The organism is Candidatus Kosakonia sp. 282A-S69 (genome assembly GCF_029433855.1).
Taxonomy (GTDB): Bacteria; Pseudomonadota; Gammaproteobacteria; order Enterobacterales; family Enterobacteriaceae; genus Kosakonia; species Kosakonia cowanii_A.
Map to the genome: position 1 here is coordinate 790,119 of NZ_JAROAU010000003.1, position 26,805 is coordinate 816,923.

The window sequence follows — 26,805 nt, forward strand, 5'->3', positions numbered from 1 at the left end:
ACATAACCGATCCAGAAAGGCGCGCGCCACGGGTTTACGCTCTCTTCAACGCAGGCTCGCGCCAGCGGACAGCCTCTTCAGTAAGCAGGCGAGTTGCTGACAGCGTTCGCCGGGCGCTTTATTGTGAATGCCGCTCATTCATGGCGGCGATACGCATCCCGCTTTAATAAAAGGAACAGCGATGATTACTTTGCGCCCCATGCGTGAGGATGAATACCCGGCTTATCTGGACTATTTCATTGCTGACTATGCGCAGGAGATTGCCGCAAACTATCGCCTTTCTGAGGCAGAGGCGCAGGCCAGAGCCACCCAGGAGATCGCAGACGATCTCCCCGCAGGCGTTAATACGCCGGGCCACGTTCTGCTCTGCCTGCTGGCGGAGGGCGAGAAGCATGTCGGCTACCTCTGGTATAAACCTGACGCTTCGATGCAAACCGTTTTTATTTATGATTTTCATATCTTCGACGCCTGCCAGGGGCAGGGCCTTGGCAAAGGCGCGCTGCGGGCCTTTGAGGATGAGATGCGGGCGAAAGGGGTTGAGCAGATCCGCCTTCGTGTGGCGGGTGATAACGCGCGGGCGCGCCATCTTTATGAGGCTATCGGCTTTGGTGTGACTGGCATCAATATGAGTAAGAATTTAATAGCTGAGTAGGAGCCGGTGCGTCTGCCGAAGGCAAAGAAAATCCACGCAAGCGCGTGGATTTTTAGAGAGTGGCTTTTCTTCTATTTAGTCAGGCGTGTCAGGCCGTGACGGTCACCACTGACGTGTTGGTTGTCACCTGATTGGTCGTCACGGAGGAGTCTACTGCCCCAACTTGCCCTTTGATCACGCAGCGATACTGCCCCGCATCGCCCGCGGCAACGGCATCCTTACTGTATGTCGCCTTGTTGGCACCGGAGATAGTGCTCCAGCTGGTGCCGTTGGTGGATTTCTGCCACTGATAGCTGGCGGCATCATTGGCGTCCACGGTCAGGTTCAGCGTAGCGCCTGTGGCAACAGAAACGGTTGCCGCCGGCTGGGTCTTAATCTGCGGCGTAAAGGCGTAGTAAGGCATCGCATACTCAACGCCGTTGATATTTACCCGCATCCACTGGCGCGGCTTGGACTGCTCAACCGGTACGCTGGATGAGGCCTGCGAACGGGTACTGATTGCCGCGACATCACCCTGCGCGCCAAAGCCCGCTTTACCGTTGTGCATTGAGGCGCGGGGTTCGGCGTCCACGCCGTTCGGTGCTTCAGCCTGCACCTGACCATCCGGCGTAAAGAGGGCCCATTCCCCTCTCTCCTGGCTGGTTTCACCGGTGCCGCGAACGTGCACCGCATACTCGCCAATGGTCGCCGGAAGTTTGATCCACAAGCCCGGCAGCAGCTTGTTGTACTCCTGAGCAATATACTTCACTTCGGTAATGCCCGGCGCACCCTCCATCCAGTAGGTCACGGCCGGAACATCCGCAGCACCGCGTGCAACGTGAATATGCAGCGTTCCCGCAGCGCGATCGTTATTGACCGGCATTGGGCCGCTTCCGCCCAGGCTGCCGTAAGTGCTGCGGCAATCGACCTCAATCTTCCAGTGGGTGCCGGTTTGCGGCATCTGGAACGTACCGATATTCAGCCACAGTTTTTTGCTGTCAATGGTGCCGCGCAGCACGCCGCTCAGCCACTTAGCGCGCAGCGGATTGTCCAGATAAGTAATGTTATTTTGAAACAGTGACATCCCCATTTCATAGGCGGAAAGCTTCGCGGTGATCGCACTGCCATCCGGGTTTTTCGGGTAGCTGAACCACTTATCGCTGCCCGGCTCGGTGGTACGGTCATAATTGACGCCGGTCGGGTTTGACCATTGCGACATCACAACGCGCGAGTTGTAGAACACGGCGTCATAAGTGGATGATTCAATGCTCAGCGCCTCAATCAGCCACTGGCCGTTGTTAATATCCATCGGCACCGCGCTGTGCTCAATCCAGCCGTTGCGGATCAGACCCTGGCCGTGACGTGGGATCCAGATTGCCGGGGCATAACAGTACTGGAAATTAAATTCAGAAAGCTCAATCGCCGTGGAGTGATCCCACGAGCCTGCTTTGCGGTTACTCCAGCCAACTTTGATAACCGGGCCCGCCACCCTGCTGCAGTAAATCTGGTTAAATTTACTGTCGAGGCTATCGAGATAGTAAATCGTCGCCTCGCCGGTATTACTGGCCTTGAAATAGGAGACGTTAGCAAAAGTGCCGCCCACGCATTCGTTAGTAATAAACGGCTGTTTGTTGGAAGCGGTATCGTTAAACACCCCAAGCGTGGCGCCAATCAACAGGTTGGTCTTCTCATCCTGCTTGACGGTTTGCTGCCCCTCCCACTCAATGCCGTAAATGGAGAAATAACGGTGGTTCAGGGCCAGCACGGCTGAACTGGATTTATCAGAGATAATGCGGGTCGCAATCTGTTTGCCGAAACTGGTGGTCACACCACGCAGGACAAAGTCGCCCGCGGCAAAGTAACCGCTTGGGTTATAAGGCAGTTCAGCGTCATCGGCTGCGATCTTCTTGCCGTAACGGCGCATATCGAGCGGCTTAATCAGGTAGGTGCCCGCACCGAAACGGACGCCAATTTTGCTGGAAAGATCGCTGGTTGCGCCACGTGCAACGCTGCCGTTCATAAATTCGTACATCGCTTTGACCGCAGGAGCGCAGTCAACGGTGCCACCCGGTACGGCGCCGAAGTCGTGAACGGTAAGCGCTTCAATATCCGTATCGCGTCGCCAGTGATATGCCCCACCGTTGCTGGCGATAAAACCGCCATCGTCACTGCCCGCAACGAGGTTTCCGATAAACCATCCTTCGCCATAACGGATGGAGTGATCGCTGGCTGCCTGCGCATTCCAGGAGGTCAGAAAAACGCGTTCACCCTCGGTTGCAGGTTTACGTGCGCGCAGTGCAGCGAAAGAGGCAACTTCCGTAATGGCAGTGCTGTTTTCATTAGTAGCCATGATATTTGTCGTCCTGTAAGTGATGGTTGATACTGTATTTATATACAGTGTTTTTACTGTACGCCGACAATTCTGGCTTTTCAATAGCAATTTTTACTTTTAAATCAGTTGCTTTTTAGTGCCGGTTCGTAATAAGGAAATCACGTTTGTGGTATAAAAACATAAACAAAATTAATATATATTTTGATGGAAGCGAGAGGCAAAAGAGGGGGCGTTAAAGCAAGGGAGACGCAGATACGCGCCGACGGAGCGGTAAAAATGGCAATGTGTTGGCTCAGCGAAGTGACATTGATTTTGTCACTGAAAGAGCGGGCATTCATAAGGCTGTCTCGTGATAGCTTTCTGCGAAAAGATCGTTTCGTCTGTCCCGATACAGAGTGATCAAGGGGAGGATTGGTAACGGAATTTTTATCCCTCGTCAGCTTCAGAGGATAAGTGAGGAGACAATAAATGCCTGGCGCAGCGGCATAATGTCCCTCTCCGCCAGCCAGGCTACCCACTCATTTTTCAGCGTAATCAATACGGTATCCGCTGCCCTCTCTGCTAACGCGGGCAAACCCTGTCTGACTTAAGTGCATGCCTGCAATGAGCACTTTTTCGCTGGCCGCTTGCTCCATTATTCTCTTCCGTGTCTCCACGGCCTGCGCGGGATCGACATCGAACAGGATAGAAACGGCCGGTTGTGCTGACTGAATATGCGGGTAGTGAACAATATCTCCCCATATTAATAAGCATTCATTCTCCGAATCGATGCGAAAACCGGTATGACCGGGCGTATGGCCCGGTAACCATACCGGGAGAATGCCTTCGGCTATCTTCTCGCCGTTAAAAAAACGGAGGTTGGGGGCATAAGCGTCTAAGGTTTGCCGAACCAGCAAAAAATTACGCTGCCCGCGTTCATTCGCGCTTGCGCGTTTTCTTTCATCCCGCCAGTGCTCTGCTTCGAGAGGGTGGAGAATCATTTCAGCGCGTTTAAAAACCGGCTCTTTTTCAGCATTGAGCAGGCCTCCAATATGGTCCGGGTGGCAGTGTGTCAATAAAACGGTATCGACATCATCAGGGCTGACACCCGCTGCGGCAAGGCTGGCGATAAGTTGTCCACCGATGTTGTTCAGCGCGCCTGCACCAGCGTCAACCAGAATAATCCGCCCCCGGCCGCGAATAAGGTAGCAGTTAATATGGATATCACCGGCCATATCAATGCCGGCACTGCACTGGATAGCATCCGCATCAGCTTTCTCAATGCCTGACAACAGCTCCAGGCTGGCTGCCAGGGTGCCGTCACTCAGCGCGGTTATTTGAAAATCGCCAATCTGGCGGAACGGAAAAGCGTGGCTCATCACTACCCCGGAGTTAGTTGCGGGCGAAAAGGTGTTCTGCTTGCGATCCAAAGCAGCGAATACGGGCCGTCAGGCCAGAGGCCTGTTGCGTGGCAACATCCAGCTCACGCATAAAGCTCTCCATCACTTTATGGGTTCGCCATGGAGTGAGACGGTAAAAGAGCTCGGCATACACCGGTTGCCCGCAGCCCGGCTTTACCTTGATAAAAATGATATGCACATTTTTGCGTTCTGAGCCGAGGATGTCACAGCAGAGGGCGCTGCATCTGTCGGTTAAAGCATCAAGGTTTTGAAACTTGTCAGCATGATTTTCAGAAATATAAAAAGTCAGATTAGGCATGGTGGTGTGGCGTCCCTTTTTCACTGCTCTGCAACTGCGGTGTAAGGCTCTCGTAGAGATACACTCCGGGCATGTCCGTAAAGGGCGAAGCAATTGCAGCAGGCAAAAAATAGGCCATGCGGTATGCAGGGGTTTTATCCAGCGCCACCGCCTGCATTTCCAGCCCGCGATAGCCTAATTCGCTCTCCAGAAAGCCGATTGGCTTCGCGCTCAGAAGCAGAATGTCATTGGCAGAGAGCGCCGGCGCGAGGCCTTCACCGGCATACAGGTTACGGTGCCAGTCAGTAATGCAGGACTGCCAACGGGAGAAATTACCGCCTCCTTTTAAACGGTACTCCTCACTGCTGAGCACATCCGCATCATTAACGGTGTGAATGGCAAGATAAGCAGGGCAGCCAGCGTTGAGCGCACGAAAGCGTTGAGAGGTCGTAAAGCCAGTAACAGAGATTAATGCGGGGAGCTTTTGCTGGCTGTAAAACGCATTCCATTCAGCCTCGCTTTCAGCATCGGTATAGGAGCACTCCACGGTATAGAACATCAGCCCATCTCCACATGAGTCGTAAACGCAAGCAAACAGGTTTGCTCAATGATTTTTCATCATGCTACAAGCTGGTTTTACCGCTTAAAAACGATAATATGTCACGCATCAGTGACTTTAAGTCAATAAGTGTGAGAGCAAGGAGCCTCTTCTGTGCGCAGGAAAATTCCCAGTATTGCGTCGCTTCAGGCGTTTGATGCCGCTGCACGGCACGGAAATTTTGCCCGGGCGTCAGAGGAGTTGTCGTTAACGGAGGGGGCCATTAGCCGCCAGATTGCGCGTCTTGAAGCCCTGCTGGACTGTAAACTCTTTGATCGTGTGGGAAGCCGGGTAAAGCTTAACCCGGTCGGTGCGCGCTATGCACATCACGTGCGTGAAACGCTCGATCGGCTCGAGAGAGATACGCAGTATGTAATGGGAATGCCGCAAGGGGGCCAAAACCTGGACATCGCTGTCCTGCCGACCTTTTCCAGCCGCTGGCTGATTCCCCGCCTGAACCGCTTTAACGCGCTGTTCCCGGAGATAACCTTAAATATTGCCGCCAGAACGGATCCTTTTATTTTGCCTGGCAGTGGTTTTGACGCGGTTATCCATTTTGAACACTCCGCATGGGCAGGCATGCGTATGCGATTTCTGTTTCAGGAAAATCTGCTGCCTGTGTGCCATCCTGCACTCTTAACCCATGATGATGTCAATCAGCAGTTAAACGAACTTCCGCGCATTCACCGCCGACAGAATCCCGATGCATGGCATCGCTATGCGCAGGAGAGTGGGATTTACCTCTATAACCCGGCGCAGGGCGCGCGCTACGATCTGCATGAGATGGCCATCGCGGCCGTGATGGCGGGGCAGGGCGTTGCACTGGTTCCGCGTATGTATATCGAGAATGAGTTGCGTTGCGGCACGCTTGTTTCGCCGTGGCCAGCATCAGAAAGCCTGAGCAAAAGATTCTGTTTAATAAAACCGACGGAAACGGGAATCAATGAGGCCGCACTGGAGCGTTTAGAAAGTTGGTTGCTTAGCGAAATGAATACGTTCACCAGTACCGATTAAGGCTGTAATGTTACATCCGCTTCGTGCCAGAGGTGGACGTTATGTGCATGGTCTTACATTAATTTTTAATTTGCAGTACTGCCTGCTTGCTCATAACTGCTAATGAAAGTATATGTATTGCATGAAATTTATCTTTTAGATGCATGAGTTTATGAAATAGATTATGGAATATACTCTTGAAGAGTCACAGCTTTTCTCAGGAACGCGTTTTCTTTTCCTGGGGGAAGCTATACATGGTGTGTCAGAATTTTCTGGATTAAGGATGGAAATTGCAGAGCGTTATTTTAGCGGTCTGTCAGTTTTAATATTTGAAGCCGATAGCAGCGGGATGTTCCTTTCGCATCAACGCAAGGAAGATGCCAGTTCTCGTCTTGAAAATTTCCCACTTATTATGCGGACTCAAGAGATGAGAGATCTTCTCACCTGGGCTATAAAAAGAAAAATTCCCTGTCTTGGTATTGACTGTATTCCCCGTCGCTCTTTAAATGAATTTCCCCGAGAATGGCATTCGACACGCATGCGAGAAATTGATGATTATCTTAAGGCTAAGTCATCACAAACTTTCTTTGAATGGCGTGACCTCCGAATGGCTAAACAATTGATTAGGTTAGCCTCAAACTATCCTGAACATCGCATGTTGATCATGCTCCATAATCTGCATATCAAACGCTTTGGTAGCCTGGAGACGGGAGATCTGAGGTTGAAATCAGTACGGGAAAACTTCGAGGAATTTTTCCCTCAGCAAAGCTGCTCTGTTGCTCAACTCGCAAGAAGCGGTACTGCTTTACACAATAATTTAACGCCATTCAGTTTTAATATAAATGACCTATTTTCGCTGGAAAATTTCGCGGGAGCGGATAACTGTATTTTACTTACAGAGGCAAAAATACCGGATGATTGCATTACATGGCATCATGCTTTCGAACGTGAAACAGTAACACCCAAAAGGCAATATGAGGGCTGTATTATATTCAAAGAAGTACATCCTCCGGCGTTGGTATAAGATAAATGTAAAAAATTATTAATTATAAAATTACATATCAAAAGGGTTTAAGAGTCCCGCTTATTAATGTCATCTCCTCGCTCAAAGCAGACCCAATAAATATTTCTCTAACCTGTATCGGAAGCAAACATCGCGCAACTCAACCAACAACTGGCGGCGCGATCTCTTTTACCGTACACCTGTTTCAGCCAGCTATTCCGCCAGCCCGCCATCATGCCGGGGGTGTCGGCGCTGATGCCTTCGCCGAAAGCCTGCGCGCACGTCTCTTGTAGGCTGATGGCATAGACACTCTGCTCTGGCCGCTGCTTAAGGGTTCAATCCGGTGTTCGAGTGAATAGTACCCGCTATACCTATAATCCAGCGCCGCTTACCAGGTCAAACCACCTGTCGCTGTTAAGCGCTGTTATCACAAAATCACCGCAGCGGAGTAGGGCGTTTAGCCCGCCACGCTGCGGCGGTGAATGGCATTTATTCAGCAAACTTCAGCAGCGCGTCGCCATCAAGGCGGTAGCGTACCCATTCAGATTGCGGCAGCGCACCGATGCTATGGTAAAAATCAATTGCCGGCTGGTTCCAGTCGAGCACGCTCCACTCGAGGCGACCGCAGCGGCGCGCAACGGCGTACTGCGCGATCTGTTTTAGCATCGCTCTGCCCGCGCCCTGGCCGCGATAATCCGGGGAGATATAGAGATCTTCCATATAGATACCGTTGCGGCCCAGCCAGGTGGAGTAGCTGGTGAAGAAGACGGCATAACCGACGATTTTCCCCGCGATTTCACAGATTAACGCTTCAGTATTGCTGCCCGCGCCAAACAGTGTTTCGCGGATCTCATCGGGGGTAGTGACCACCTCTTGCGGCGCTTTTTCATACACGGCCAGCTCATAAATCATGTCGTAAATAGCGCGTGCGTCTTCCGGGCAGGCCGGGCGAATGGTAAGGCTCATCGGTTTTCCTGTTCGTGTTATCAAGCGGTGAGATTGCTGGCGCTAAGCATAAGGGGTATTGTCTGAAGAATTAAGTGCAATGAACTCACATAATGATGAATATTATGCATCCGGCGCTGCGGCGTCTTGATTTGAACCTGCTGCCGGTTTTTGACGCCGTCTACCGTTACCGCTCGGTACGCCTTGCAGCAGATGAGCTGGCGATGAGCACCTCAGCGCTCAGCCATGCGCTCTCAAGGCTGCGCACCGCCCTCAATGATCCACTCTTTTACCGGCAGGGGCACCGGATGTGCCCCAGCGTCTATGCCACCCAGCTTGCACCCTCAATCGCCTCGGCGCTGAAATTCCTTAACCAGGAGTTGACGCCGCAGCCGCAGTTCTCACCCGCCACGACGACGGAACGTTTGCAGATCGCCATCACCGATTTCACCGCGTTTAGCATCTTCCCGGCCCTGATGGAAAAACTGCAACACGACGCGCCCGGCCTCGGTTTTGATCTGATATACCTTCCGCACAGCCCGGCGCTCACCGAATTACTGGCCGGCGAGGTGGACCTGGCGCTGGGCTTCAGCACGCCGGATGCGGTTCGCCACCCGGAGCTGGATGAGATCGACTGGTTCAGGGATGAGTATGTCGTTATCAGCAACAAAAGCCGCTCCGCGCTGAACCTTGATGATTATCTTGCCGCGCGGCATCTGGTGGTGACGCCGTGGAATGAGAAGCAGGGGGTGATTGATTTACAACTTGAGCAGATGGGGTATACGCGACAGATAGCGCTCAAAACGCCATCGATGCTGAGCGCGCCGTTTATCGTTGCCCGGAGCGATCTGCTGATGGCGATCCCGCGTTTTGCCGCCGAGCAACTGATGCCCGCCGTGGATATCGCACTGTTTGCCTTGCCCTTCGACATCGCGCCGTTCGAAGTGAAGATCTACTCCCATAAGCGCAGCGGCAAGCGAGGCGCGACAAGCTGGTTACAGGCGACGCTGCAAACGCTGGCGCAGGAGATAAAAAGCGGGCGTTGAAACAGAAGAAAGGATAGGACGCCGCCTGACGATCCGGGCGGCGTTGGGGTTAACGGCTCAGAACGGGTTTCATTCTGAGCCGCAGAGATTACTGCGTTCTGAAGACGGCTACCAGCTGGCGCAGGCGCGCCGCGCGTTCGGCGAGGTCGTCTGCCGAAGAGGCCGACTGCTGAACCAGCACGGCGTTCTGTTGCGTCACCTGATCCATCTGGCTCACCGCGATATTAATCTGCGACACCCCGGAACTCTGCTCGGCAGAAGAGGCGGAGACTTCGTTGATCAGCATTGAGGTCTGCTCGATAGCGCTAACGCTCTGCTTCACTTTGTCACCGGCGTTTTCCGCCATCTTAATGCCGGACTGCGCATCGCTGACCGAGTTTTCAATCAGCTCTTTGATCTCTTTCGCCGCCACAGCGGAACGCTGCGCCAGGGCTCTCACCTCAGAGGCGACAACGGCAAACCCTTTACCGTGCTCGCCGGCGCGGGCCGCCTCAACTGCGGCGTTCAGCGCCAGGATATTGGTCTGGAAGGCGATGCCGTCAATCACGGTAATAATCTCTTCAATCTGTCCGGCGCTGTTGCTGATCTTATGCATTGAAGCCAGCACGGACTCCATCGCCTCGCCGCCGAGCAGTGCGGCACTGGTCGCTGAGCCTGCCATCGACGCGGCATGGCGAGTGTTATCCGCGTTTTGCTGAATAATCGAGGCGAGTTGCTCCATACTGGCGGCAGTCTGCGCCAGCGAAGCGGCCTGCTCCTCGGTGCGTGAGGAGAGATCGCTGTTGCCACTGGCAATCTCTTCAGAGGAGGTCGCAATGGTCACGGCGTTGTTCTTAATATCATTTACCAGCGATGAGAGGTGTTCGCTCATCGCCATCAGGGACTGCAACAGCGCACTCATCTCATTACTGCCGGTGACGGCAATGCGGGAGGTGAGGTCGCCGGTTGCCACTTCCTGCGCGATACGTGCCGCTTCATTAACCGGGCCGGTAATTGAGCGAATAATAAACACCGTCAGGGTAATACCCAACAGCGCGCTGCAGATCAGCACCGCCAGCAGGGTGATCTGTGCGCTACGCTGCGCCGAAATCTGTTTAGTTAACTGTTGCGAGAGCTCATCGCTCATGCCGTTACCCAGCACGGTGAAGTTGTTGATGGCTTCGGTAAAGATCGCCACGTACTCCGTCGGTGCCATCGCCGGGCGCGAATGGGTAATAAAGATCTCGCGGGCGGTGGAGAGCGCCTGGGTTGCCCCCTGAATCGCACCTTCCGTTTTACGCCCAAACAGGTTGCGGATCTCTTCATTGCCGGTCAGGTATTTCTTCATGCCGACGTCAAACAGCTGCAGCGCTTTTTCGCCGTTGCCAATCTGAAACTCCATGCGGGCGTTGTCGGCCTCGCTGATGCCATCCTTCTTCGCCAGCAGTGAGGTGCCGCTGGCACGGATCTGCCCCAGGGTTTCGGTCAGTTCAGGCAGATGATAGAGCGCAGCCGTAATCAGTTGCGAGGTATCTAAATCGGAGTCCAGCGACAGGCCATAGAAATCCAGCACGTCGATATTGAAATCCAGCAGGCTGCGGATAAGCGCAGCATGAGAGACCAGGCTTTCCGGCGCGGTCAGGCTGCGGCTGTCGATCTGGTTTTGCAGCGCCTGCCACTGCTGATTAACCTTGTCGAGCTGCTGTAAAGGGTGTGCGTCCGGGCTTTCTGCCACGATATCTTTTCTGATCTCATCAGCCAGCACGTTGACCTGGTCACGCAGCGCAATGCGCGGAGGATAAGCAGGGTTTCCTTGCGTAACCGCAATAGCCGACTCGGCGCGGTGGCGCTGAATCAGGTTAAGCAGCTTTAACAGCTTTTTCTCAACCGGAATCGCTTTCAGTTCAACTTGTTTTGCCTGCACTTTCTCGCTGCTCTCATTAACAAATAGAGCCGTCGGTAGCGCAAAGAGGAGAAGTGAAATGATACCCAGCACCATAAATTTCGTGGAAAGGTTAATTTTATTTAATAGGTTTTTCATTTTTTACCCTGGTATTTGTAATGTTTTAATCTGGTGTTTTTAAGATGGTTAATGCGCTCACAATAAAACTTACCCCCTATATTTAGGAGGTTTTAATTTAAAGAATTCTGGCGACAAAAGAATTATAGATACGCATTGTTAATTGTCCATGAAGTAAATAGTTTAAATTTTTTAATTAAACCTATTTAATCATTGCTTTTTAAATCAATGGTTTGTGATTTTATTTTTGGGGTTTTTTGCTGAAACATTCACGTCAATTAATGGTTATTTTTTTATTTAAATAAAAGCATAAAGTTTTTATTTGCCGTGCCGATAATCACTGCTTTTATTTAAAGTTGGTAAGTATAATAATTAGGTAACAGGGCGGCATTGGTGATTATATTTATGATAATGAGTCGCACTCAGATAATAATCCTACGCAGAGTAGTGTTATTTAAAAATAATTACTAAATTATTTTTTATAAGGGCGGGGATAAATGTTTAACTCATTTTTAATAGGATTATGCATGTCGGCACGCTTTATGACTGCAGGTGGAAATCCGGGGTAAACGCCGCGCGATGCGGCGTCATTCAAACACGCTCAACGACGTCAAACTCCTCGGCCACCAGCTCCATCTCTTCAGAGAAGATCCCGGCTGCGCTGAAAAAGCGCTGATGCTCCTTGCGCCAGTATTCGAGGCTTAAGTCGCCTTCACCCTCTTTACGGGCAAACGCTTCGGTGACATCACAAAAACGCATCAGGCGCAGCGAGATGATGCGGATCACGCACACCGGCTCACCCTGGCCGTTGAGAATAATATTGTAGCTGCCGAGTTTGGGGGCGGACGCTTCTGTCTGCCACCAGGCGAATGCACCACAGGAGGCGGTTTTGATGCCGCTGGCCACTAATGCCGCCAGTTCATCAGCAAGCGCCGGGCTGTCGCCGATCTGCCACGCCTGCGCGCCGGGATACTTTGCTTTTAATTGTTCGATCGTGCTCATCATAAACCCTGTTTTAACCATCGATTAATGGCTGACGATAGCACGTCTCTATACGCAATGAATGCGCCGAGAATTGGGGGGAAGGGGAGCAGAGCGCGCCGACGGATTAAGCCAGCGCGTTCTGTAAAGAGAGGAGGGTGACGGTTTTCAGCTCAGCCCAAGAAAATATTGCGCAATTTTGAAGTAGATAATCAGGCCGGTGCCATCTATCAGCGTGGCAATAAACGGCGCAGAGACTACCGCCGGATCGATACCGACGCGTTTAATCACCATCGGGATCACAGAAGAGACCACAGCGCTCCACAGCGTGATGCAGAGCAGCGTCAGGCTGACGATTAAGGTGATCTCCTGGCCGATGCCCATCATCCACGCACGCAGACATCCGGCTGCGGCGAGGGTAAGTGCAATCATCAGCGCCGTGGTCATCTCTTTACGAATCACCCGGCCCATGTCGGCCATTTTGACTTCGCCCAGCGCCATCGCGCGCACCAGCGTAGAGGTGATTTGCGTCCCGCTATTGCCCCCTGTACCGATCAGCAGCGGAATGAAGAAGGCCAGCGCTATCGCCGATTCCAGCGCCTCTTCAAAGTGCTGGATCACGCTGCTGGTATAAGCTTCCGCGACAAACAGCAGCAACAGCCAGAGCGCACGCTTTTTCCATAACCCGACCGGGGTGATCTCCAGATACGACTTTTCCAGCGGCAAGGTTGCCCCCTGACGCTGGGCATCCTCTGTCGCTTCATCGGCGAGCAGGTGCGCAATCTCTTTCTCTGCCAGGCAGCCAACAAGCCTGCCGTGTTCCGTGACCGGAATCAGCGTCATGCCCCGGCTTTCAATCAGCCGGGCCGTTTCATGGCGCGTATCATCAGGCGCGGCGTGAACCAGATCGCTGGTCATCAACGAGGTAATCGGCTTCGCGACATTCTCCTCCTGCAACAACGCTCTGATGGGCAGGGCACCGCGCAGCATCGCACCGCATACGATAAAAACGTATGTCGGAAAGTAATCATCGCTAATCTGTTGCAAAAATGTCGAGCGACCCTCTTCAACAGTCATGTCGTCAGACAGGGCAATAAAATCGGCAGACATATAGTGGGCAAGCTTATCGCCAGCCTGCTGCGCCTCTGAGTAATGTGCGCCGTGAGTATAAATATGTGACATACAACGTTCCCTATAGAAAACTGCTTACAGGGCGAACAAGACAGGAATATATAGATGAAGATCCCTACGTCCCGGTTTTAGCACTGAGCAACGTATCCGCGAAAAAACGTCGGAAGTTACCTTGGCAACACCTTGATTCGATGGATGCCTGTATTTCCCTGTGTGGTCTCTCTCGACACCATCAGGGCGGTAACTTGTTTTTGCTCAGGAGCCTCGCCATAACAAGATCGAACTGCGGGCGGGATTATACCCCTCTATTTCGCAGGGGATAATGTGAACATGCAGATGATTGAGGGAGCGTTTAAGTTCGCAAAAACGTTTCTGTATGACGCGATAAATGCAAAAAATTTGCCGTTTGGCTTAAGGGGCTGAGCCCGCACCGCTCAAGCCTTCAGCCTCTGACAGGCAGCCATCCGGGCGTGTAAGCGGTTAAAATAGTTAAACTTAGACGTTGCCAAATGAAATTTGCTGTGTCTTAATAGCGCCATCGGTTTGGAAGACAGACCTTATGAAAGCAGTTTTAGTAAAGCAGTCCTCAGTTCAAGAGTTATCCAAAGATACCCTTCTTCGTGAGCCTCCTCCTAAGTGCCAAATAAGATACTCTCTAATTACAGGCCATTACCGCCGCGCTAAGTGGCTCATCTATTAAGGAAATATCTATGTCTAATAAAATGACTGGTTTAGTAAAATGGTTCAACTCTGATAAAGGTTTTGGCTTTATCACTCCGGACGACGGCAGCAAAGATGTATTCGTACACTTCTCTGCAATCCAGAGCGACAGCTACAAAACCCTGGATGAAGGTCAGAAAGTTTCCTTCACCATCGAAAACGGCGCTAAAGGCCCTGCAGCTGGCAACGTGACTGCCCTGTAAGCCGCGCTGATTATCAGCAAGCCTTACAACCGCGATGATGGCGATAGCCTGAGCAGTAAGAAGTGCTGATGATAATGAAAAAAACCCGCCATGCGCGGGTTTTTTTATGGCTTACGTTTCACGAAAACTTACTTCTTCTTGCCCAGCATCGACTTTAAATCCGCAAACGGGTTATAGGTCGCCGCGCCCACGTCCTTCTGCGCATCCTCTCCCGCAATCACATTCGTACCATACTGATCCGCCTCGGTGTACTTCGAGTGCTCATGATCGTGGCAAAAGAGGCACAACAACTCCCAGTTGCTGCCATCTTCCGGATTATTGGTGTGATCGTGATCGATGTGATGAACCGTCAGTTCCCGCAGGTTTGAGTAAACAAACTCCCGCGAGCAGCGTCCACACACCCACGGATAGATTTTGAGTGCTTTCTCACGATAGCCGCTTTCCAGCCGCGCGTAGTTCTTAGGGATTAAAGCCATTGCCGACATTACCTGTGTTTTAAAAGAGAGTATTTGTTGACGCAGGCTAGCCTGCCGGGCCTGCGAGTTCAACCTATTCTCTTCGTCTGCGCCTCCCCGGAGGATGAGAAGGCGCTTGCCGTTACTTAAACACTTTCTGCACAAACTCGGCGTAGGCCGGGCGCCAGACATCCATCTCATGATTGAGGCCCGGGTACATTTTGTAGTCGAAATGGACGCCCTTGCTCTCCAGCTCCTTTTTCAGCCCGGCGATATCCTTGCCGGTAACGGCGTCTTTTTCGCCGACCACGACGGTGAAGTTGTGCAGCTGCTTATTCACCGCCTGCGCGTTATCAAGCTGGCGGGTAATACCGGCATCCGGCACCGTTGTGGTGGTCACGCCGCTGAAGGTCGCCAGCCAGCCAAAGTGCTCAAGATGGTGCATCCCGGAGTAAAGCGCCTGGAAGCCACCCTGCGATAAGCCAGCCAGCGCACGCCCGTCGGCATCTTTACGCACGTTAAAGCGGCTATCGACCAGCGGAATAATGTCCTGCATCAGTTCGCGATCGGCGGCTTGCGCATTCAGGGGATAGAACTCCTTACGCCGCTCTTTTGGCGGGAAGTTCTCCGGGATCGCCCCGGTAATATCCGTCTCCGTATCTGGCACTACCACCAGCATCGGCTTAATTTTCCCCTCCGCCAGCAGGTTATCCATGATTTGCGGCAGGCGGCCCTGGTCAATCGCCGACAGGCCGGTATCGCCAAAGCCATGATAGAAGTAGAGCACCGGTAGCGGCTCGCCTTTGCCGTCATAACCCGGCGGTGTCCAGACATACATCCGACGCTCGGCGCGCAGCGCTTTCGCGTGATAGGTCACTGTCAGCAGATCGCCATGCGCCACCGCGCGGTCGTCCAGCATAGAGCCCGGTACCAGAATCAAACTGGTGTTTACCTGGCGCTGCGGTTTCTGAAAACGGCTGCCGGTATCGACCGAGCGGAAACCGTCCACGTCGAAGTAATACTCATACAGATTGGGGGCGAGCACTTCGCTTTTCCACGACCAGACGCCGCGCTCATCTTTACGCATATCGTGTGACACATAGCTGTCCGGGCTGGAGCCGGTGACCACCGAGACGCGCTTTGCGCCCGGCGCGAAGAGGCGAAAGGTGACGCTCTTATCAGTGTTGACCTGCGTAATGTAGTGACTGACCGGCACCGATTGATCCGGTGTGACCGGAAGCGGTGCGGCCAACGCCGGCAGCGTTGAGGTGCCGAGCAGGGCGGCGATAGCGAGTGTCAGGCAGGCGAGGTTTCGTTGCATTGTTGATCCTTTTTTATCGTTATCAGGCACGTTAGCCGGGCATCAAGCAGTAAGCCCGGCGAACATCCGGTAAGGGATAAAAACAATACCATCTCCTGGGGCTGCGAACAGCCCGCAGCACCACTAATCCGGAATACAGACCCGGATGCGGTGGCCGTCCGGATCGCGGGCGACAAAGGTACGGCCGAAAACCGCCTGCGCGGGCGGCTGCTCGATCTCAACGCCCAGCGCCAGCCACTGCTGGTAAAGCGCGTCAACCGCCGCGCTATCCTGCACCATAAAACTCATCTCCATGCGGTTGCCCTCGCCGCCGGAGAGAAAATCGGCGGCGCGGGTGGACCACAACCCGAGGTTAAGCCCGTTGGCGAAGGAGAACGCCGCCCAGGTGGGCAGCACCACATCGGGTGCCTGCTGAAACAGCGTCTGGTAAAAATCGCTGCTGCGCTGTGGGTCGGAAACATACAGGATGAATAAATTCGGTATCATTGGCACTTCTCTCCTCAAGGTGGTGGGGAGTGAGTATTGCAGGGAGGAGTGACAAAACATGTCAGCATCAGGACCGACGCGTGCCGCGAGATTGCTCGCGCTTTTGCAAATCCTTGCCCGCCAACGCTATCCGGTGAGCGGCGCAAGCCTGGCGGAGGAGTTGTCCATCAGCCTGCGCACGCTCTATCGCGATATCGCCACGCTGCGCGCGCAGGGGGCGGATATTCAGGGCGAAGCGGGCACCGGCTATCTGCTGGCACCGGGCTATCTGCTGCCGCCGTTGATGTTTACCCCGGAGCAGCTGGATGCGCTGGCGCTCGGCCTGCGCTGGGTGGCGACCTATGGCGACGCGGAGATTGGCAAGGCGGCAAAAGAGGTGGCGGGCAAAGTGATGCAGAGCATCCCGCCGCCGATGCAGTCGCTGTTTGAACACGCCACGCTGCTGGTGGGAAGGGCGGAAACGGCGGTTGAAAGCCAGCATGTTGCCGGGCTGCGCGCCGCCATCAGGCGACAGGTGAAAGTGGGCATTCGCTATACCGACCGCCAGGGAAACCGCAGTGAGCGCGTGATCTGGCCTTTCGCCCTCGGCTACTTATCCCGCGATCTGCTGCTCGCCGCATGGTGTGAAACCCGCGGCGATTTTCGCCACTTCGCTGTGGCGCAGATTGAGACCGTGCAGCTGCTTGAGAGCGCCGCGCCCCATTCGCGCCAGCGCCTGCTGCGCATGTGGCGCGAGGCAGGACGCGATACGCTTGATGAGATCAGCGGCGCGGTGTCTGCGCTGCGCCAGAGTAATGCGCCGTAAGCTTGTCGAGAAACAGCCACAGCATATCGTTCATCTCGCGGTAATCATGGGCGCGCAGCGCTTCAGCTGTTTCGACAAAACGGTATTGCGCAGCGCGGCTGAGATCCGCTTCGCAGTGGGCGATAAGCTGCTCGACAACGTCAGGCGTTAACGCCATATGGCACGGGAAGCCGAACACGCCATCCCTGTAGGCGACAATCTGGCGTGGGCACCCTTCACTGTAGGCAAGCACTTGTGCGTCCGCCGTCAGGCCCGGCATATCGTTATGCCAGTGCCCGACTGCCAGCGTTTCAGGAAAATGGGCAAAGAGGGGTGATTTTTGCCCGCTGCGGTCAGGGTAACAGGAAATTTACCGGTCTCCTTCTGCGGGCTCTGCGCGTAAGCTGCGCCCAGCGCCTCGCCAATGAATTGCGAGCCACCCTCTACTTCAGCCGCTCGCTGATTGCTGAATGCAGCAACTTCACCAGGCGCGAGCGGGCGCAGATTGCGGCGATGTCGGAACGCACCTTCTCGCGCCAGTTTATTCGCGACACCGGTTTCCGCTTCAGAAGCTGGAAACCGCGGGCACGCATCTGCGTCTCGCTGTAGCTGCTCTCCAACGGTATTCCGGTGAAGCAGGTCGCTTATCAGCTCGGCTTTTCGTGTCCCACCGCCTTCACTGCCGCGTTCCGGGCGATTCCTGGAGCCACGCCCCACGACGTTTTGACCTGGCGGCTTTGCGTGAGTTTCTACTCAACACCTTCCTGTTGTTGGGCATAAACCACCAGCCGCAGGTGGCGATCTTCGTCGATAATCAGCGTAGTGTGCTCAAACGGCACGGAACGGTCTGCAAGCCACAAATCGCGCACGCCGTTGCATGGGGCGTGTACTTCATGCTGTCGCCACCAGCGGTTGAATTCTGGCGACACGCGTTCCAGTTCGTCCACCAGTTCGACAATATCGGTGCTCTGGCTGGCGCGGGCGAAGTCGCGGCGAAAACTCGACAGCATTAGCGGAGCCTGCTCATCCCAGGCGACAAAACGTTTCTGCAGCAGCGGATCGGTGAACAGCAGCCAGAGCAGGTTACGCCGCTCGGGCGCGTGACGACTAAAGCCGAAAAGCGCCTCTGCCGGAGCGTTAAAGCCCAGCACATCCCAGCGCAGGTTGAGCACAAAGGCGGGGTGGGGGAGATCGTGCATCAGCCGGCGCACCAGCGGCGGCAGCACGCACCAGGTTTTGCCCGGCTCGGCTGGTGGACGCGCGTGGGTGAGCATAAAGAGATGACGGCGCTCGGCCGCATCCAGCTTTAGCACGCGCGCCAGGTTATCGAGAAATTGCGCAGACACGCCAATATCGCGCCCCTGTTCAAGCCAGGTATACCAGGTTAAACCGACACCGGCCAGCGCTGCCACCTCCTCGCGCCGAAGCCCGGGCGTGCGGCGTCGGTTGCCGCTGGGCAGGCCGACATCGGCAGGCGACAAGCGCTGGCGGTGCGCGCGTAAAAAGGCCGCCAGGTCGGGGCGGGTTCGTTGCAGAGTTCGCATCACGGTTCTCGTTGCTAAAAGTAATAGTATAAGTGGTTAAATTGTAACAGCTTAATAAAGCAGGGAGAATCGTCGCACACTTCGCTGATAATGGAAATACGCTATGAAATCCTCTCCTTGTGCTGCGATCTCCTGCGATTGCATGACCGCCGCCGCGCCACCCTGGGCGGGCTTAGGCGTGCTGCTGCTGGCAGGTTTTGTCACCATTTTCGACCTCTTCGTGGTCAATGTTGCCATCCCGAGTATTCAGAGCGGGCTGGGTGCCAGCTTCGCGCAAATTAGTTTTATTGTCGCCGGCTACGAGCTTGCCTTTGGTGTGGTGTTGATTACCGGCGGGCGGCTCGGCGATCGCTTTGGTCGGCGTCGCCTTTTTGTCACGGGTATGGCTGGCTTTACCTTCGCGTCGGCACTGTGTGGCCTGGCAACAAGCAGTGAGACGTTGATCGCCGCCCGCGTATTACAGGGCCTGGCGGCGGCGCTGCTCTTCCCGCAGGTCTACGCCTCGATTCGTGTCAACTTTGACGGCAACGACAGACGCCGTGCGTTTGGTCTGCTCGGCATGACGCTCGGGCTGGCGGCGATTGCCGGGCAAGTGTTGGGTGGCGCTTTGATTTATGCCGATCTCTTTGGCCTGAGCTGGCGCACTATCTTTCTGGTTAACGTCCCGGTTGGCACTATTGCCATCATTGCGGCTCGCGCTATTCCCGAATCTTTCGCGCCGCAAAAACCGCTGCTCGACATGCGCGGTGTGCTGCTGGTAAGCATAGCGCTCTCACTGTTACTGGTGCCGTTAATCGAGGGGCCCACGCAAGGCTGGCCCGCGTGGACGCTCTGGTCAGTGGGCGCGGCTGCGGCGCTGCTGGTGCTTTTTTATCACCAGCAGGAGCAGCGTCGCATCCGCGGAAGAGAGCCGCTGGTTGATATGCGCTTATTGGCACAGCGCCATGTTGCGCTCGGCGTGGTGCTGGTGCTGCTGATCTACTCCACCTCCAGCTCCTTCTTTCTCTGTTTTGCCCTGCTGGTGCAAAAAGGGCTTGGGCTGGATCCGTTACAGGCGGGGCTGGTTTTCGCGCCGTGCAGCGTCGGCTTTGTGCTGGCATCGCTCGCCGCACCGAGGCTGGTGGCGCGCTGGGGCATCGGGGCGATTATCGGCGGGGCGCTGGTCTACGCGCTGTTTATTGCCGCGCTGATTGCCCAGGTGGCGATGGCGGGGGCGCAGCTGGACCCCGTGAGGCTGATCCCGGTGCTGGTCATTGTCGGTGCCGGGCAGGGGGCGATCATGACGCCGCTGCTCAATCTGGTGCTCGGCTACGTTGACGAAGCGCAATCCGGCATGGCTTCCGGCATCATCTCCACCGTTCAGCAGGTGGGAGCCGCGCTGGGCGTGGCGGTAGTGGCGATGCTGTTCAATACCGCCCTGCGCGATGCCGGGTCAGTTGCACAGGCGGAGCAGTACGCCTCGGCGTTTGTTGCGGGCATGCTCTGTAATCTGGCCGTCTCGGTGGCGATCTGCCTGCTGTTGCTGGCGCTGGCCATGCAGCGGCGGGCAGTGTAGATAGCGGTAACACCGCCCGCCAGCGCGTGGGCGGATCACGCTTTCTCCTGGCGCTCTTTTTGCACTTTACGCAGCAGCAGCCACATTCTCACGGTGCGCACCGCCACATTGCGCGCTGCGGCGCTGGGCGGCAGCGGGTCGGGGGCAGGGGCGTGATGGGCGAATTTAAACGGCGCGCTGCCGTTGAGGGTCAGGTTGGCGACAATCGCCGTCAGCGTGCCGATGGTAATACCGCTGTGCAGAAACAGCTGCACCGTGGGCGGAAACTGGGTAAACAGCGTTGGCACCAGCACCGGCATCATCCCCAGCCCGAGCGTCAGCGCCACCACCATGCCGTTATTGTTGTTGCGATAATCGACCTGCCCGAGTGTGCGAATGCCCGAGACGGCGACCATGCCGAACATCACAATCCCCGCGCCGCCCAGCACCGGTTTGGGGATCAGCACCACCAGCGCCGCCAGTTTGGCAAACAGCCCCATCAGCATCAAAATCACCCCCGACATGGCAACGACAAAACGGCTGCGCACGCCGGTGAGGCCGATAAGCCCGACATTTTGCGCAAAGGCGGCATAGGGGAAGAGGTTAAACAATCCGCAGATTGTCGTCGCCAGCCCGCAGGTATTAAGGCCGTTACGCAGCATCCGGGCATCGACGTTTTTACCGACAATATCGCCGGTCGCTATCATCGACGACATCGTCTCCACCATGACCACCACCATCACCATCGACAGCAGTGCGACGGGCAGCAGGTGAAACTCCGGTTTCGCAAATGGCAGCGCCTGCGGCAGATGCAGCCAGGGCGTTGCCTCCACCTGCTGAAAATCGAGCGGTTTAAATACGCTCCACAGCAGGGTGCCGATCACCAGCCCAATCAACACCGAGGTGTTTTTAACCACCCCGGAGGCGAAGGTGTAGATATTGAGGATCACCACCAGCGTCACGGCGGCCATCAGGAGTGAAATCAGGTCGCCAAAGCCGCGCATATCGCTTGCGCCCCCACCGACCCAGCCACCGGCGACGGGCAGAATCGACAGGCCGATAAGCGTGACGATACTGCCCATCACCACCTTGGGGAAAAAGCGGATCAGCTTACTGATCCATGGTGCGCAGCAGAGGATAAAGACCCCCGAGACCATCACCGCCCCGGAGATGCCTCCAAGGCCATACTCTTTACCGATCAGCACCATCGGGATGAGCGCGGCGAAAGTGCAACCCTGAATCAGCGGCAGCCGACAGCCGAGCCACTGCGTCACCCCCAGCGACTGCATCAGCGTTGCGCCGCCGCAAATAAACAGATCGGCACTGATGAGCAAAATAATCTGTTCCGCGGGCAGCCCCACCGCGTTGCCCACCACTAGCGGTACCGCCACCGCACCGGCATACATCACCAGCACATGTTGCAGGCCATAAAAAAACATCTGCGTAACAGGCAGAACCTCATCAACGGATGCGGCCGAAGCCGATATAGCACTCTCTTTCATGAGCTCTCACTCTCCTGTGCGGGTCGGGTGACAAAAGGAGACGTCGATGTGCACCCAACCTTACCATGTAGCGCCTGCCCGCCAGGCTTGCTCTGCCAGGCGGGCGGGCGGGGTCAGTTCAGGGCATCCATCCTTGCCCATAGCCGTTTCGCCACCGCCTGCGCCTCGGCAAAGAGCGGCGCGCAGTCGAGGGTAAAGCGGCGATCCTGATAAATCATCCTGCCGTTAACCATCACGCTATGGACGCTGTTGGAACCAAGGCCAAACGCCAGATGCCCGGCGACATTGGCATCGATAAGCGGCGTAGGCGGCAGATAGTCGCAGATGGTCAAATCCGCTTTATACCCCGCTTCGATACGACCAAAGCGGGCGTTGAAGTTGCGGTTCAGCACCTCGTTACCGTTATAGAGCGCGCGGGCAAAGCTCTCTGGCCACAGCGCGCCGCCCGCATCGCGGTGCTTGAAGAAGGCGAACTTTATCTCTTCAAACATATCGGAGCCGATGCCATCGGTGCCGAGCGCAAAATGGCGAAACTGCGCCAGCCGGTGGTTATAACCGACGTGGTTGTTCATGTTTGAGCGGGCGTTGTGGATCAGAAAACCATCGTGAGCGTTGAGGAGCGAGATATCGATGTCGGAGAGATAGAGCCCGTGAGCGATAAGGGTTTTGTCGTCAATCAGGTTGTACTCTGCCAGCCGCTCCAGCGGATCTTTTCCGTAATGGTGATGACTGTGGGCGACATCATAGCGATCCTCGGCGACATGAATATGCAGCCCGCGCCCGGTCGCTTTCCGCGCCTCACTGAGCATCTCCAGCCCTTCGTGCGGCACGGTGAAGGGCGCATGGGCACCCATGCAGGCTTCGACCAGATAAGGCTCTTGCTCTTTTTGCCGTGCTGCGTCGATCTCCTGGGCAAAGCGGATATTCTCCTCCACGCCTTTGCACAACTCGCGCAGCCCCTCGTTGCGGTCGGTGGTCTCAAAGCAGGTCATGCCGCGCAGCCCCACGGTCAGGAAAGCGCGGCGCAGCTGGCTGAGTGAACCGGCGATATAGGTCGGCGAAGCGTGATGATCGATGACCGCCGTGCAGCCGCTGCGCACCGCTTCCAGCGAGCAGATAAGCGCGCTGTAGTAGAGCGACTCGGCATCGATGGCCCGGTCGAGCCGCCACCAGAGGTTTTTCAGCGTCGAGATAAAGTCGGGGCTGGGAGCGATTTTCGCCTGAATGCCGCGCGACAAACCGGAGTAGAAGTGATTATGGGCGCAGACCAGACCGGGCATCACCAGCCGGCCCTGCATCTCAATCACCTTTGCGTCCATATAGCGCTGCTCCAGCCCGCTATCGACGGCGAGGATCAGATCATCGTTAATCGCGATATCGACCTGCTGCCACACTTTCGCCGGAAAGAGCTGCGCGGCGGTGGCATTTTTCAGGATGGTGATACTCATAGTTCTACCTCGCTAAGCAGATAGTGATGGTGCTGGTGAACGTGGCCAATAATGCGGCACATCTCCTCCAGTTGCGGTGGCACCTCGCCGAAATGGCCGCCCGCATCGATATCGAGCTGCCACTGCTGGTCATGCTGACGGATATAGACGCGCTGGTTATCGATGAAAAAGCCGGGATTGCGGCTATTGAGGAAATCCTCTTCGAGGCTGAAGAGGGTCACTTTGTCCTGATAGGGTTTGCCCTGCCACGGGCAGAACTGCGCGCAGTTGCCGCACTCGTTGCACCAGGCATCGAGATGCAGGGTCTGGAAACGGTTATTGAAGCCGGGGATTGGCAGCGAGATATTTGCCCGGTTCGGGCAGACATCGACGCATTTGCTGCAAATGTAGTTACACGCCAGGCAGCGGCTCGCCTCCTGCGCGACAAACGCTTCGCGATCGGCATTGTCCACCTGCGCCAGGGCGATATCGCCTTTGCGCTGGTAAATCTCCGCCGGGTCAACATTGCTCCAGTATTTGCTCTGCTGATGGCTGGCGACACTTTCACGTGCGAGGATCGCCTCTGCTGCCCGCCGCGCATTACCGATAGCGGCAACAATCGACGCCGGGCCGTTTTGCACATCGCCAATCAAAAAGACGTTGGCAAGGCGCGTTTCACCATCGGTGTTCACCGCCACGCGGCCCTTCTCATCAACAGGCAGGCCGAATGCCGCCAGCGCCGCGCTATCCTGCTGCTCGCCGATGGCGGTGATTACGCTATCAACCTGCATCGTGCGTGTTTTCCCGGTGGCCTGCGGTTGGCGTCGCCCCTGGTCATCAGCCTCACCGAGCTGCATCACGCGCAGCGTCAGCGTGCCATCTGGCGCAAACTGCTCCGGATTGCTCAGCCAGGCGAATTCAACGCCCGCTCGACGCGCCTCCTCATACTCTTCGCGCCAGGCGGGCATCTCTTTGCGCGAGCGGCGATAAACGACGGTTGCCCGCTCGACGCCCGGTATGCACAGCGCCGCACGGGCGCAATCCATCGCCGTGTTGCCTGCGCCGATAATCGCCACATGCTTACCCGGCTGCAAAGGCTCGCCGCGGTGAAAGGCGCGCAGGAATGCCAGCGATGCGTAAATATTGGGGTTGTCGCGCCCCAGTTCCACCGCGCGGCTCTTATCCGCGCCGGTCGCCACCAGCACATAGTGAAAACCCTGCTGGCGCAGCTGCGCCACGGTCAGGTGTGGGTCGCAGCCGTAGACAATCTTCACGCCGTGCTGCACCACGAAATCAATATCGTGCTCAATCAGCGCCGGCGGGATACGAAACGGTGGAATGATATTTTTCACCACGCCGCCAGCGCTCGCTTCGCGCTCAAACAGCGTTACCGGATGCCCGGCGCGGGCGAGAAAGTAACCGGCAGCCAGCCCGGCAGGCCCGGCACCGATCACCGCCACTGGATGACGCGTGCCGGAGCCCGCCGGTTTATGCCAGCGGCGTTGGTACTCCTCCCACCCCTTTTCCAGCGCCACCTTTTTCAGCTCACGAATATTCACCGCGCTCTCATAATCAAGGCGCGTGCAGTTGTACTGACACTGGTGATCGCAGATATGGCCGGTCATCGCCGGCAGGGCGTTGCGCTGGTAAATCAACGCCAGCGCATCGGCGTAGCGCCCCTCGCCGAGCAGGCGAATATACTCCGGGATATCCTGTTTGATAGCGCAGGCGCTGACGCAGGGCGCAACATAGCAGTCTGTAGCGGGCAGCGGGCTGGCGACATCGATGCGATCGTCCGGCTTCCACGCTTTCTGCGTGTACTCCATGGTTATGGCGCGCTCGGCCAGCGCGTCGAGCCGCGCAACATCAATAGAGGTCATCTCCCAACCCTTCGACTGCTCCAGCTCGCGCAGACAGGCGGTAAGACGCAGGTAGCCGCCCGGTTTTAGCAGATCCGTTGCCAGCGTGATGGGGCGAATGCCGGTCTCGAAGATGTCGCGGATGGTGAGCTGGCTGGCACCGCCGGAGTAGGAGATGGGCAGCTTGCCGTCGAACGCGCGCGACAGCCGGGCGGCAACATTGATGGCGAGCGGAAAGAGGGCGCGGCCGGACATATACATCTCGCCGCCTGGCAATACGCCGCGGTTATTAACCGTGCCGAGGGTGTTGGTCAGTTTGACGCCGAAGCCGCGCTGCTGCTCTGCCGCCAGCGCCATCAGCCGCGTCAGCATCGCCACCGCCGGGGCAAACTGTAAGTCGTGGGCGAAGGACTCCTCATTGAGCAAGATCTCCTCGAAACCGCAGCGGTCGAGGATCTCGCGTACGCACCCGTAGCCCAGCAGCGTTGGGTTGAGTTTGACGAAGGTGTTGAGTCGCTTCTCCACCAGCATATAGCGGCAGATGGCTTCAATCTCATCCGGCGGGCAGCCGTGCATGGTGGAGAGCGTCACGCCCTGCACCAGCGTAGCGGGAATGCGCTCAGAGAGGGATTGCAGCCTGGCCGAGCGGGCATGGGGCGGCAGGCGGGCGAGAAAATCGGCGTTATTCAGGCAGTGATGCAGGGTGGTGCGATAGAGGTGAAATTTCGGCTCCGTTGAGGCATCCATCATACGGGCGATAAAGGTCTGCATCGGCGGCTGCTTGATCCCGTCGAGGTTGTAACCAACGCTCATATTAAAAATAAACGACTTCTCATCTCTCTTCGGCGTTTGCGGGAACACCGCATCGAGCAGGTGCAGCACAAACCAGGCTTTCAGATACTCATCCCAGGCTTTTGTCAGGGTGAACTCCGTCGACCACTCGGTATTAAAACCGGCATCTGCGGCATCAATACAGGGTTTTTCAATCTCGAGGCGGTCGAGGATCTGCACGGTTTTTAATTCGATAAAGCGCCCGCCGGTCAGCCAGGCGGTAATAATATTTTGCGCCAGCTGTGTATGCGGCCCTGCGGCCGGGCCAAGCGGGGTGGCGCAGCTTTCGCCAAATACCGTGATGGGCCGCGAATGAACGGTTGAATAGAATTGCTGTTCGGGAATGCCAAATATTGACCGCTGGCTCTGATACTCCTCAAAAATACGCGTCAGCAGTGCTTCAAACGGCACGGGGCGCATAATATCTCCCATAACCCTCTCCTCTGGCTTATTCAGATAAACGACATTGCCGCATTATTCTTCATCGCAGCGGCGGGGAGAGGGGAAGCAACAATCACACCACTCCTTGTTTAAGTGGTTGAAAGAGCGTGAAAGTGTGAGGTGCATCTAAAGTTGTGCCGGTTGCAGAGTCTCTGTTAAGTGGCTCTCAGGCCATTCTCAGGCGGGCGTGATTTTCATTTTCTCAAAAAGCGCAGAGAAAATATCAGAGTGATAATGTTCGACCTGCCGCTGCGTATTAAAACAGTCAGTTCTGATTAATTCTCAGGCAATTAAAAGACTCGTTTACGACACGGCTCACGCTTTAAAAAATAAAACGGCAGGCGAGTATAAATATTGCATTA

General features: G+C 55.7%; 22 protein-coding genes, 2 pseudogenes and 1 riboswitch. Of the genes and pseudogenes, 8 read left to right on the plus strand and 16 right to left on the minus strand.

What is annotated here, in order from left to right; genetic code table 11:
- Positions 1-181 precede the first annotated feature (181 nt).
- Positions 182-652 (plus strand): GNAT family N-acetyltransferase, encoded by a 471-nt coding sequence (locus tag PU683_RS09490; RefSeq protein WP_277171250.1) that lies wholly within the window; start codon positions 182-184, stop codon positions 650-652.
- An 88-nt stretch (positions 653-740) separates the two neighbouring features.
- Here the strand turns inward: PU683_RS09490 and PU683_RS09495 are convergent, their stop codons facing one another.
- The 4 genes from PU683_RS09495 to PU683_RS09510 all read right to left on the minus strand — a co-directional run bounded on the left by PU683_RS09495 (position 741) and on the right by PU683_RS09510 (position 5,199).
- Positions 741-2,981, minus strand: coding sequence for a hypothetical protein (locus PU683_RS09495; RefSeq protein WP_277171251.1), 2,241 nt, complete (start codon positions 2,979-2,981; stop codon positions 741-743).
- A gap of 500 nt (positions 2,982-3,481) precedes the next feature.
- Complete coding sequence (locus PU683_RS09500; RefSeq protein WP_277171252.1) at positions 3,482-4,321, minus strand: MBL fold metallo-hydrolase; 840 nt, start codon at positions 4,319-4,321, stop codon at positions 3,482-3,484.
- 13 nt (positions 4,322-4,334) lie between these two features.
- On the minus strand, positions 4,335-4,661 hold the full coding sequence (locus tag PU683_RS09505; RefSeq protein ID WP_277171253.1) for a hypothetical protein: 327 nt from the start codon (positions 4,659-4,661) through the stop codon (positions 4,335-4,337).
- Positions 4,654-5,199, minus strand: a complete 546-nt coding sequence (locus PU683_RS09510; RefSeq protein WP_277171254.1) for a sugar ABC transporter — start codon at positions 5,197-5,199, stop codon at positions 4,654-4,656. The genes PU683_RS09505 and PU683_RS09510 overlap by 8 nt, the downstream gene beginning before the upstream one ends.
- Before the next feature lie 153 nt (positions 5,200-5,352).
- On the opposite strand from PU683_RS09510, the gene PU683_RS09515 reads away from it, so the two are divergent.
- Positions 5,353-6,252 carry a LysR substrate-binding domain-containing protein gene (locus PU683_RS09515; protein WP_277171255.1) on the plus strand — a complete coding sequence of 300 codons (900 nt, stop codon included), beginning with the start codon at positions 5,353-5,355 and terminating at the stop codon, positions 6,250-6,252.
- Positions 6,253-6,415: 163 nt separating this feature from the next.
- Positions 6,416-7,255 carry a TraB/GumN family protein gene (locus tag PU683_RS09520; RefSeq protein WP_277171256.1) on the plus strand — a complete coding sequence of 280 codons (840 nt, stop codon included), beginning with the start codon at positions 6,416-6,418 and terminating at the stop codon, positions 7,253-7,255.
- 468 nt (positions 7,256-7,723) lie between these two features.
- Here the strand turns inward: PU683_RS09520 and PU683_RS09525 are convergent, their stop codons facing one another.
- Complete coding sequence (locus tag PU683_RS09525; protein WP_277171257.1) at positions 7,724-8,200, minus strand: GNAT family N-acetyltransferase; 477 nt, start codon at positions 8,198-8,200, stop codon at positions 7,724-7,726.
- A gap of 92 nt (positions 8,201-8,292) precedes the next feature.
- Here PU683_RS09525 and PU683_RS09530 point away from each other — a divergent pair, with 92 nt between their 5' ends.
- A complete protein-coding gene (locus PU683_RS09530; protein ID WP_277171258.1) occupies positions 8,293-9,225 on the plus strand; it encodes a LysR family transcriptional regulator in 933 nt (310 codons plus the stop codon).
- Positions 9,226-9,313: 88 nt separating this feature from the next.
- On the opposite strand, the gene PU683_RS09535 is transcribed toward PU683_RS09530, so the two are convergent.
- The 3 genes from PU683_RS09535 to PU683_RS09545 all read right to left on the minus strand — a co-directional run bounded on the left by PU683_RS09535 (position 9,314) and on the right by PU683_RS09545 (position 13,387).
- Positions 9,314-11,245, minus strand: coding sequence for a methyl-accepting chemotaxis protein (locus PU683_RS09535; protein ID WP_277171259.1), 1,932 nt, complete (start codon positions 11,243-11,245; stop codon positions 9,314-9,316).
- 570 nt (positions 11,246-11,815) lie between these two features.
- Entirely contained in the window at positions 11,816-12,226 is a 411-nt protein-coding gene (locus tag PU683_RS09540) for an ASCH domain-containing protein (protein ID WP_277174254.1), read from the minus strand.
- Between the two features lie 147 nt (positions 12,227-12,373).
- Positions 12,374-13,387 (minus strand): magnesium transporter, encoded by a 1,014-nt coding sequence (locus PU683_RS09545; protein ID WP_277171260.1) that lies wholly within the window; start codon positions 13,385-13,387, stop codon positions 12,374-12,376.
- Positions 13,388-13,442: 55 nt separating this feature from the next.
- A riboswitch (M-box (ykoK) riboswitch) is annotated at positions 13,443-13,620 on the minus strand.
- 426 nt (positions 13,621-14,046) lie between these two features.
- Between PU683_RS09545 and cspE the strand changes: the two genes are divergently transcribed.
- On the plus strand, positions 14,047-14,259 hold the full coding sequence (gene cspE / locus PU683_RS09550) for a transcription antiterminator/RNA stability regulator CspE (protein WP_023479762.1): 213 nt from the start codon (positions 14,047-14,049) through the stop codon (positions 14,257-14,259).
- 128 nt (positions 14,260-14,387) lie between these two features.
- Here the strand turns inward: cspE and yajD are convergent, their stop codons facing one another.
- The 3 genes from yajD to PU683_RS09565 all read right to left on the minus strand — a co-directional run bounded on the left by yajD (position 14,388) and on the right by PU683_RS09565 (position 16,521).
- Positions 14,388-14,735, minus strand: a complete 348-nt coding sequence (gene yajD, locus PU683_RS09555; RefSeq protein ID WP_023479696.1) for an HNH nuclease YajD — start codon at positions 14,733-14,735, stop codon at positions 14,388-14,390.
- Between the two features lie 121 nt (positions 14,736-14,856).
- Positions 14,857-16,035 (minus strand): alpha/beta hydrolase-fold protein, encoded by a 1,179-nt coding sequence (locus PU683_RS09560; protein WP_277171261.1) that lies wholly within the window; start codon positions 16,033-16,035, stop codon positions 14,857-14,859.
- Positions 16,036-16,158: 123 nt separating this feature from the next.
- Positions 16,159-16,521, minus strand: a complete 363-nt coding sequence (locus PU683_RS09565; protein WP_277171262.1) for a VOC family protein — start codon at positions 16,519-16,521, stop codon at positions 16,159-16,161.
- A gap of 58 nt (positions 16,522-16,579) precedes the next feature.
- Between PU683_RS09565 and PU683_RS09570 the strand changes: the two genes are divergently transcribed.
- The gene (locus PU683_RS09570; protein ID WP_277171263.1) at positions 16,580-17,326 is read left to right on the plus strand and encodes a helix-turn-helix transcriptional regulator; all 747 of its coding nucleotides are present in this window, start codon (positions 16,580-16,582) and stop codon (positions 17,324-17,326) included.
- Here PU683_RS09570 and PU683_RS09575 read toward each other — a convergent pair.
- A pseudogene (locus PU683_RS09575) lies at positions 17,283-17,743 on the minus strand (glutamine amidotransferase); the annotation flags it as partial. The gene PU683_RS09570 and the pseudogene PU683_RS09575 sit on opposite strands and share 44 nt — an antisense overlap.
- Positions 17,744-17,803: 60 nt before the next feature.
- Here PU683_RS09575 and PU683_RS09580 point away from each other — a divergent pair.
- Positions 17,804-18,085: pseudogene (locus PU683_RS09580) on the plus strand (helix-turn-helix domain-containing protein); the annotation flags it as partial.
- Here the strand turns inward: PU683_RS09580 and PU683_RS09585 are convergent.
- Positions 18,055-18,849, minus strand: a complete 795-nt coding sequence (locus PU683_RS09585; protein WP_277171264.1) for a helix-turn-helix transcriptional regulator — start codon at positions 18,847-18,849, stop codon at positions 18,055-18,057. The pseudogene PU683_RS09580 and the gene PU683_RS09585 overlap by 31 nt on opposite strands.
- 103 nt (positions 18,850-18,952) lie before the next feature.
- Between PU683_RS09585 and PU683_RS09590 the strand changes: the two genes are divergently transcribed.
- The gene (locus tag PU683_RS09590; RefSeq protein WP_277171265.1) at positions 18,953-20,404 is read left to right on the plus strand and encodes an MFS transporter; all 1,452 of its coding nucleotides are present in this window, start codon (positions 18,953-18,955) and stop codon (positions 20,402-20,404) included.
- A 35-nt stretch (positions 20,405-20,439) separates the two neighbouring features.
- On the opposite strand, the gene PU683_RS09595 is transcribed toward PU683_RS09590, so the two are convergent.
- From PU683_RS09595 to ygfK, 3 genes are all read right to left on the minus strand, one after another.
- On the minus strand, positions 20,440-21,885 hold the full coding sequence (locus tag PU683_RS09595) for a nucleobase:cation symporter-2 family protein (protein WP_277171266.1): 1,446 nt from the start codon (positions 21,883-21,885) through the stop codon (positions 20,440-20,442).
- 113 nt (positions 21,886-21,998) lie between these two features.
- The gene (ssnA, locus tag PU683_RS09600) at positions 21,999-23,333 is read right to left on the minus strand and encodes a putative aminohydrolase SsnA (protein ID WP_277171267.1); all 1,335 of its coding nucleotides are present in this window, start codon (positions 23,331-23,333) and stop codon (positions 21,999-22,001) included.
- Complete coding sequence (gene ygfK / locus PU683_RS09605) at positions 23,330-26,434, minus strand: putative selenate reductase subunit YgfK (protein ID WP_277171268.1); 3,105 nt, start codon at positions 26,432-26,434, stop codon at positions 23,330-23,332. Before ygfK ends, ssnA begins: the two co-directional genes overlap by 4 nt.
- Positions 26,435-26,805: the final 371 nt, after the last annotated feature.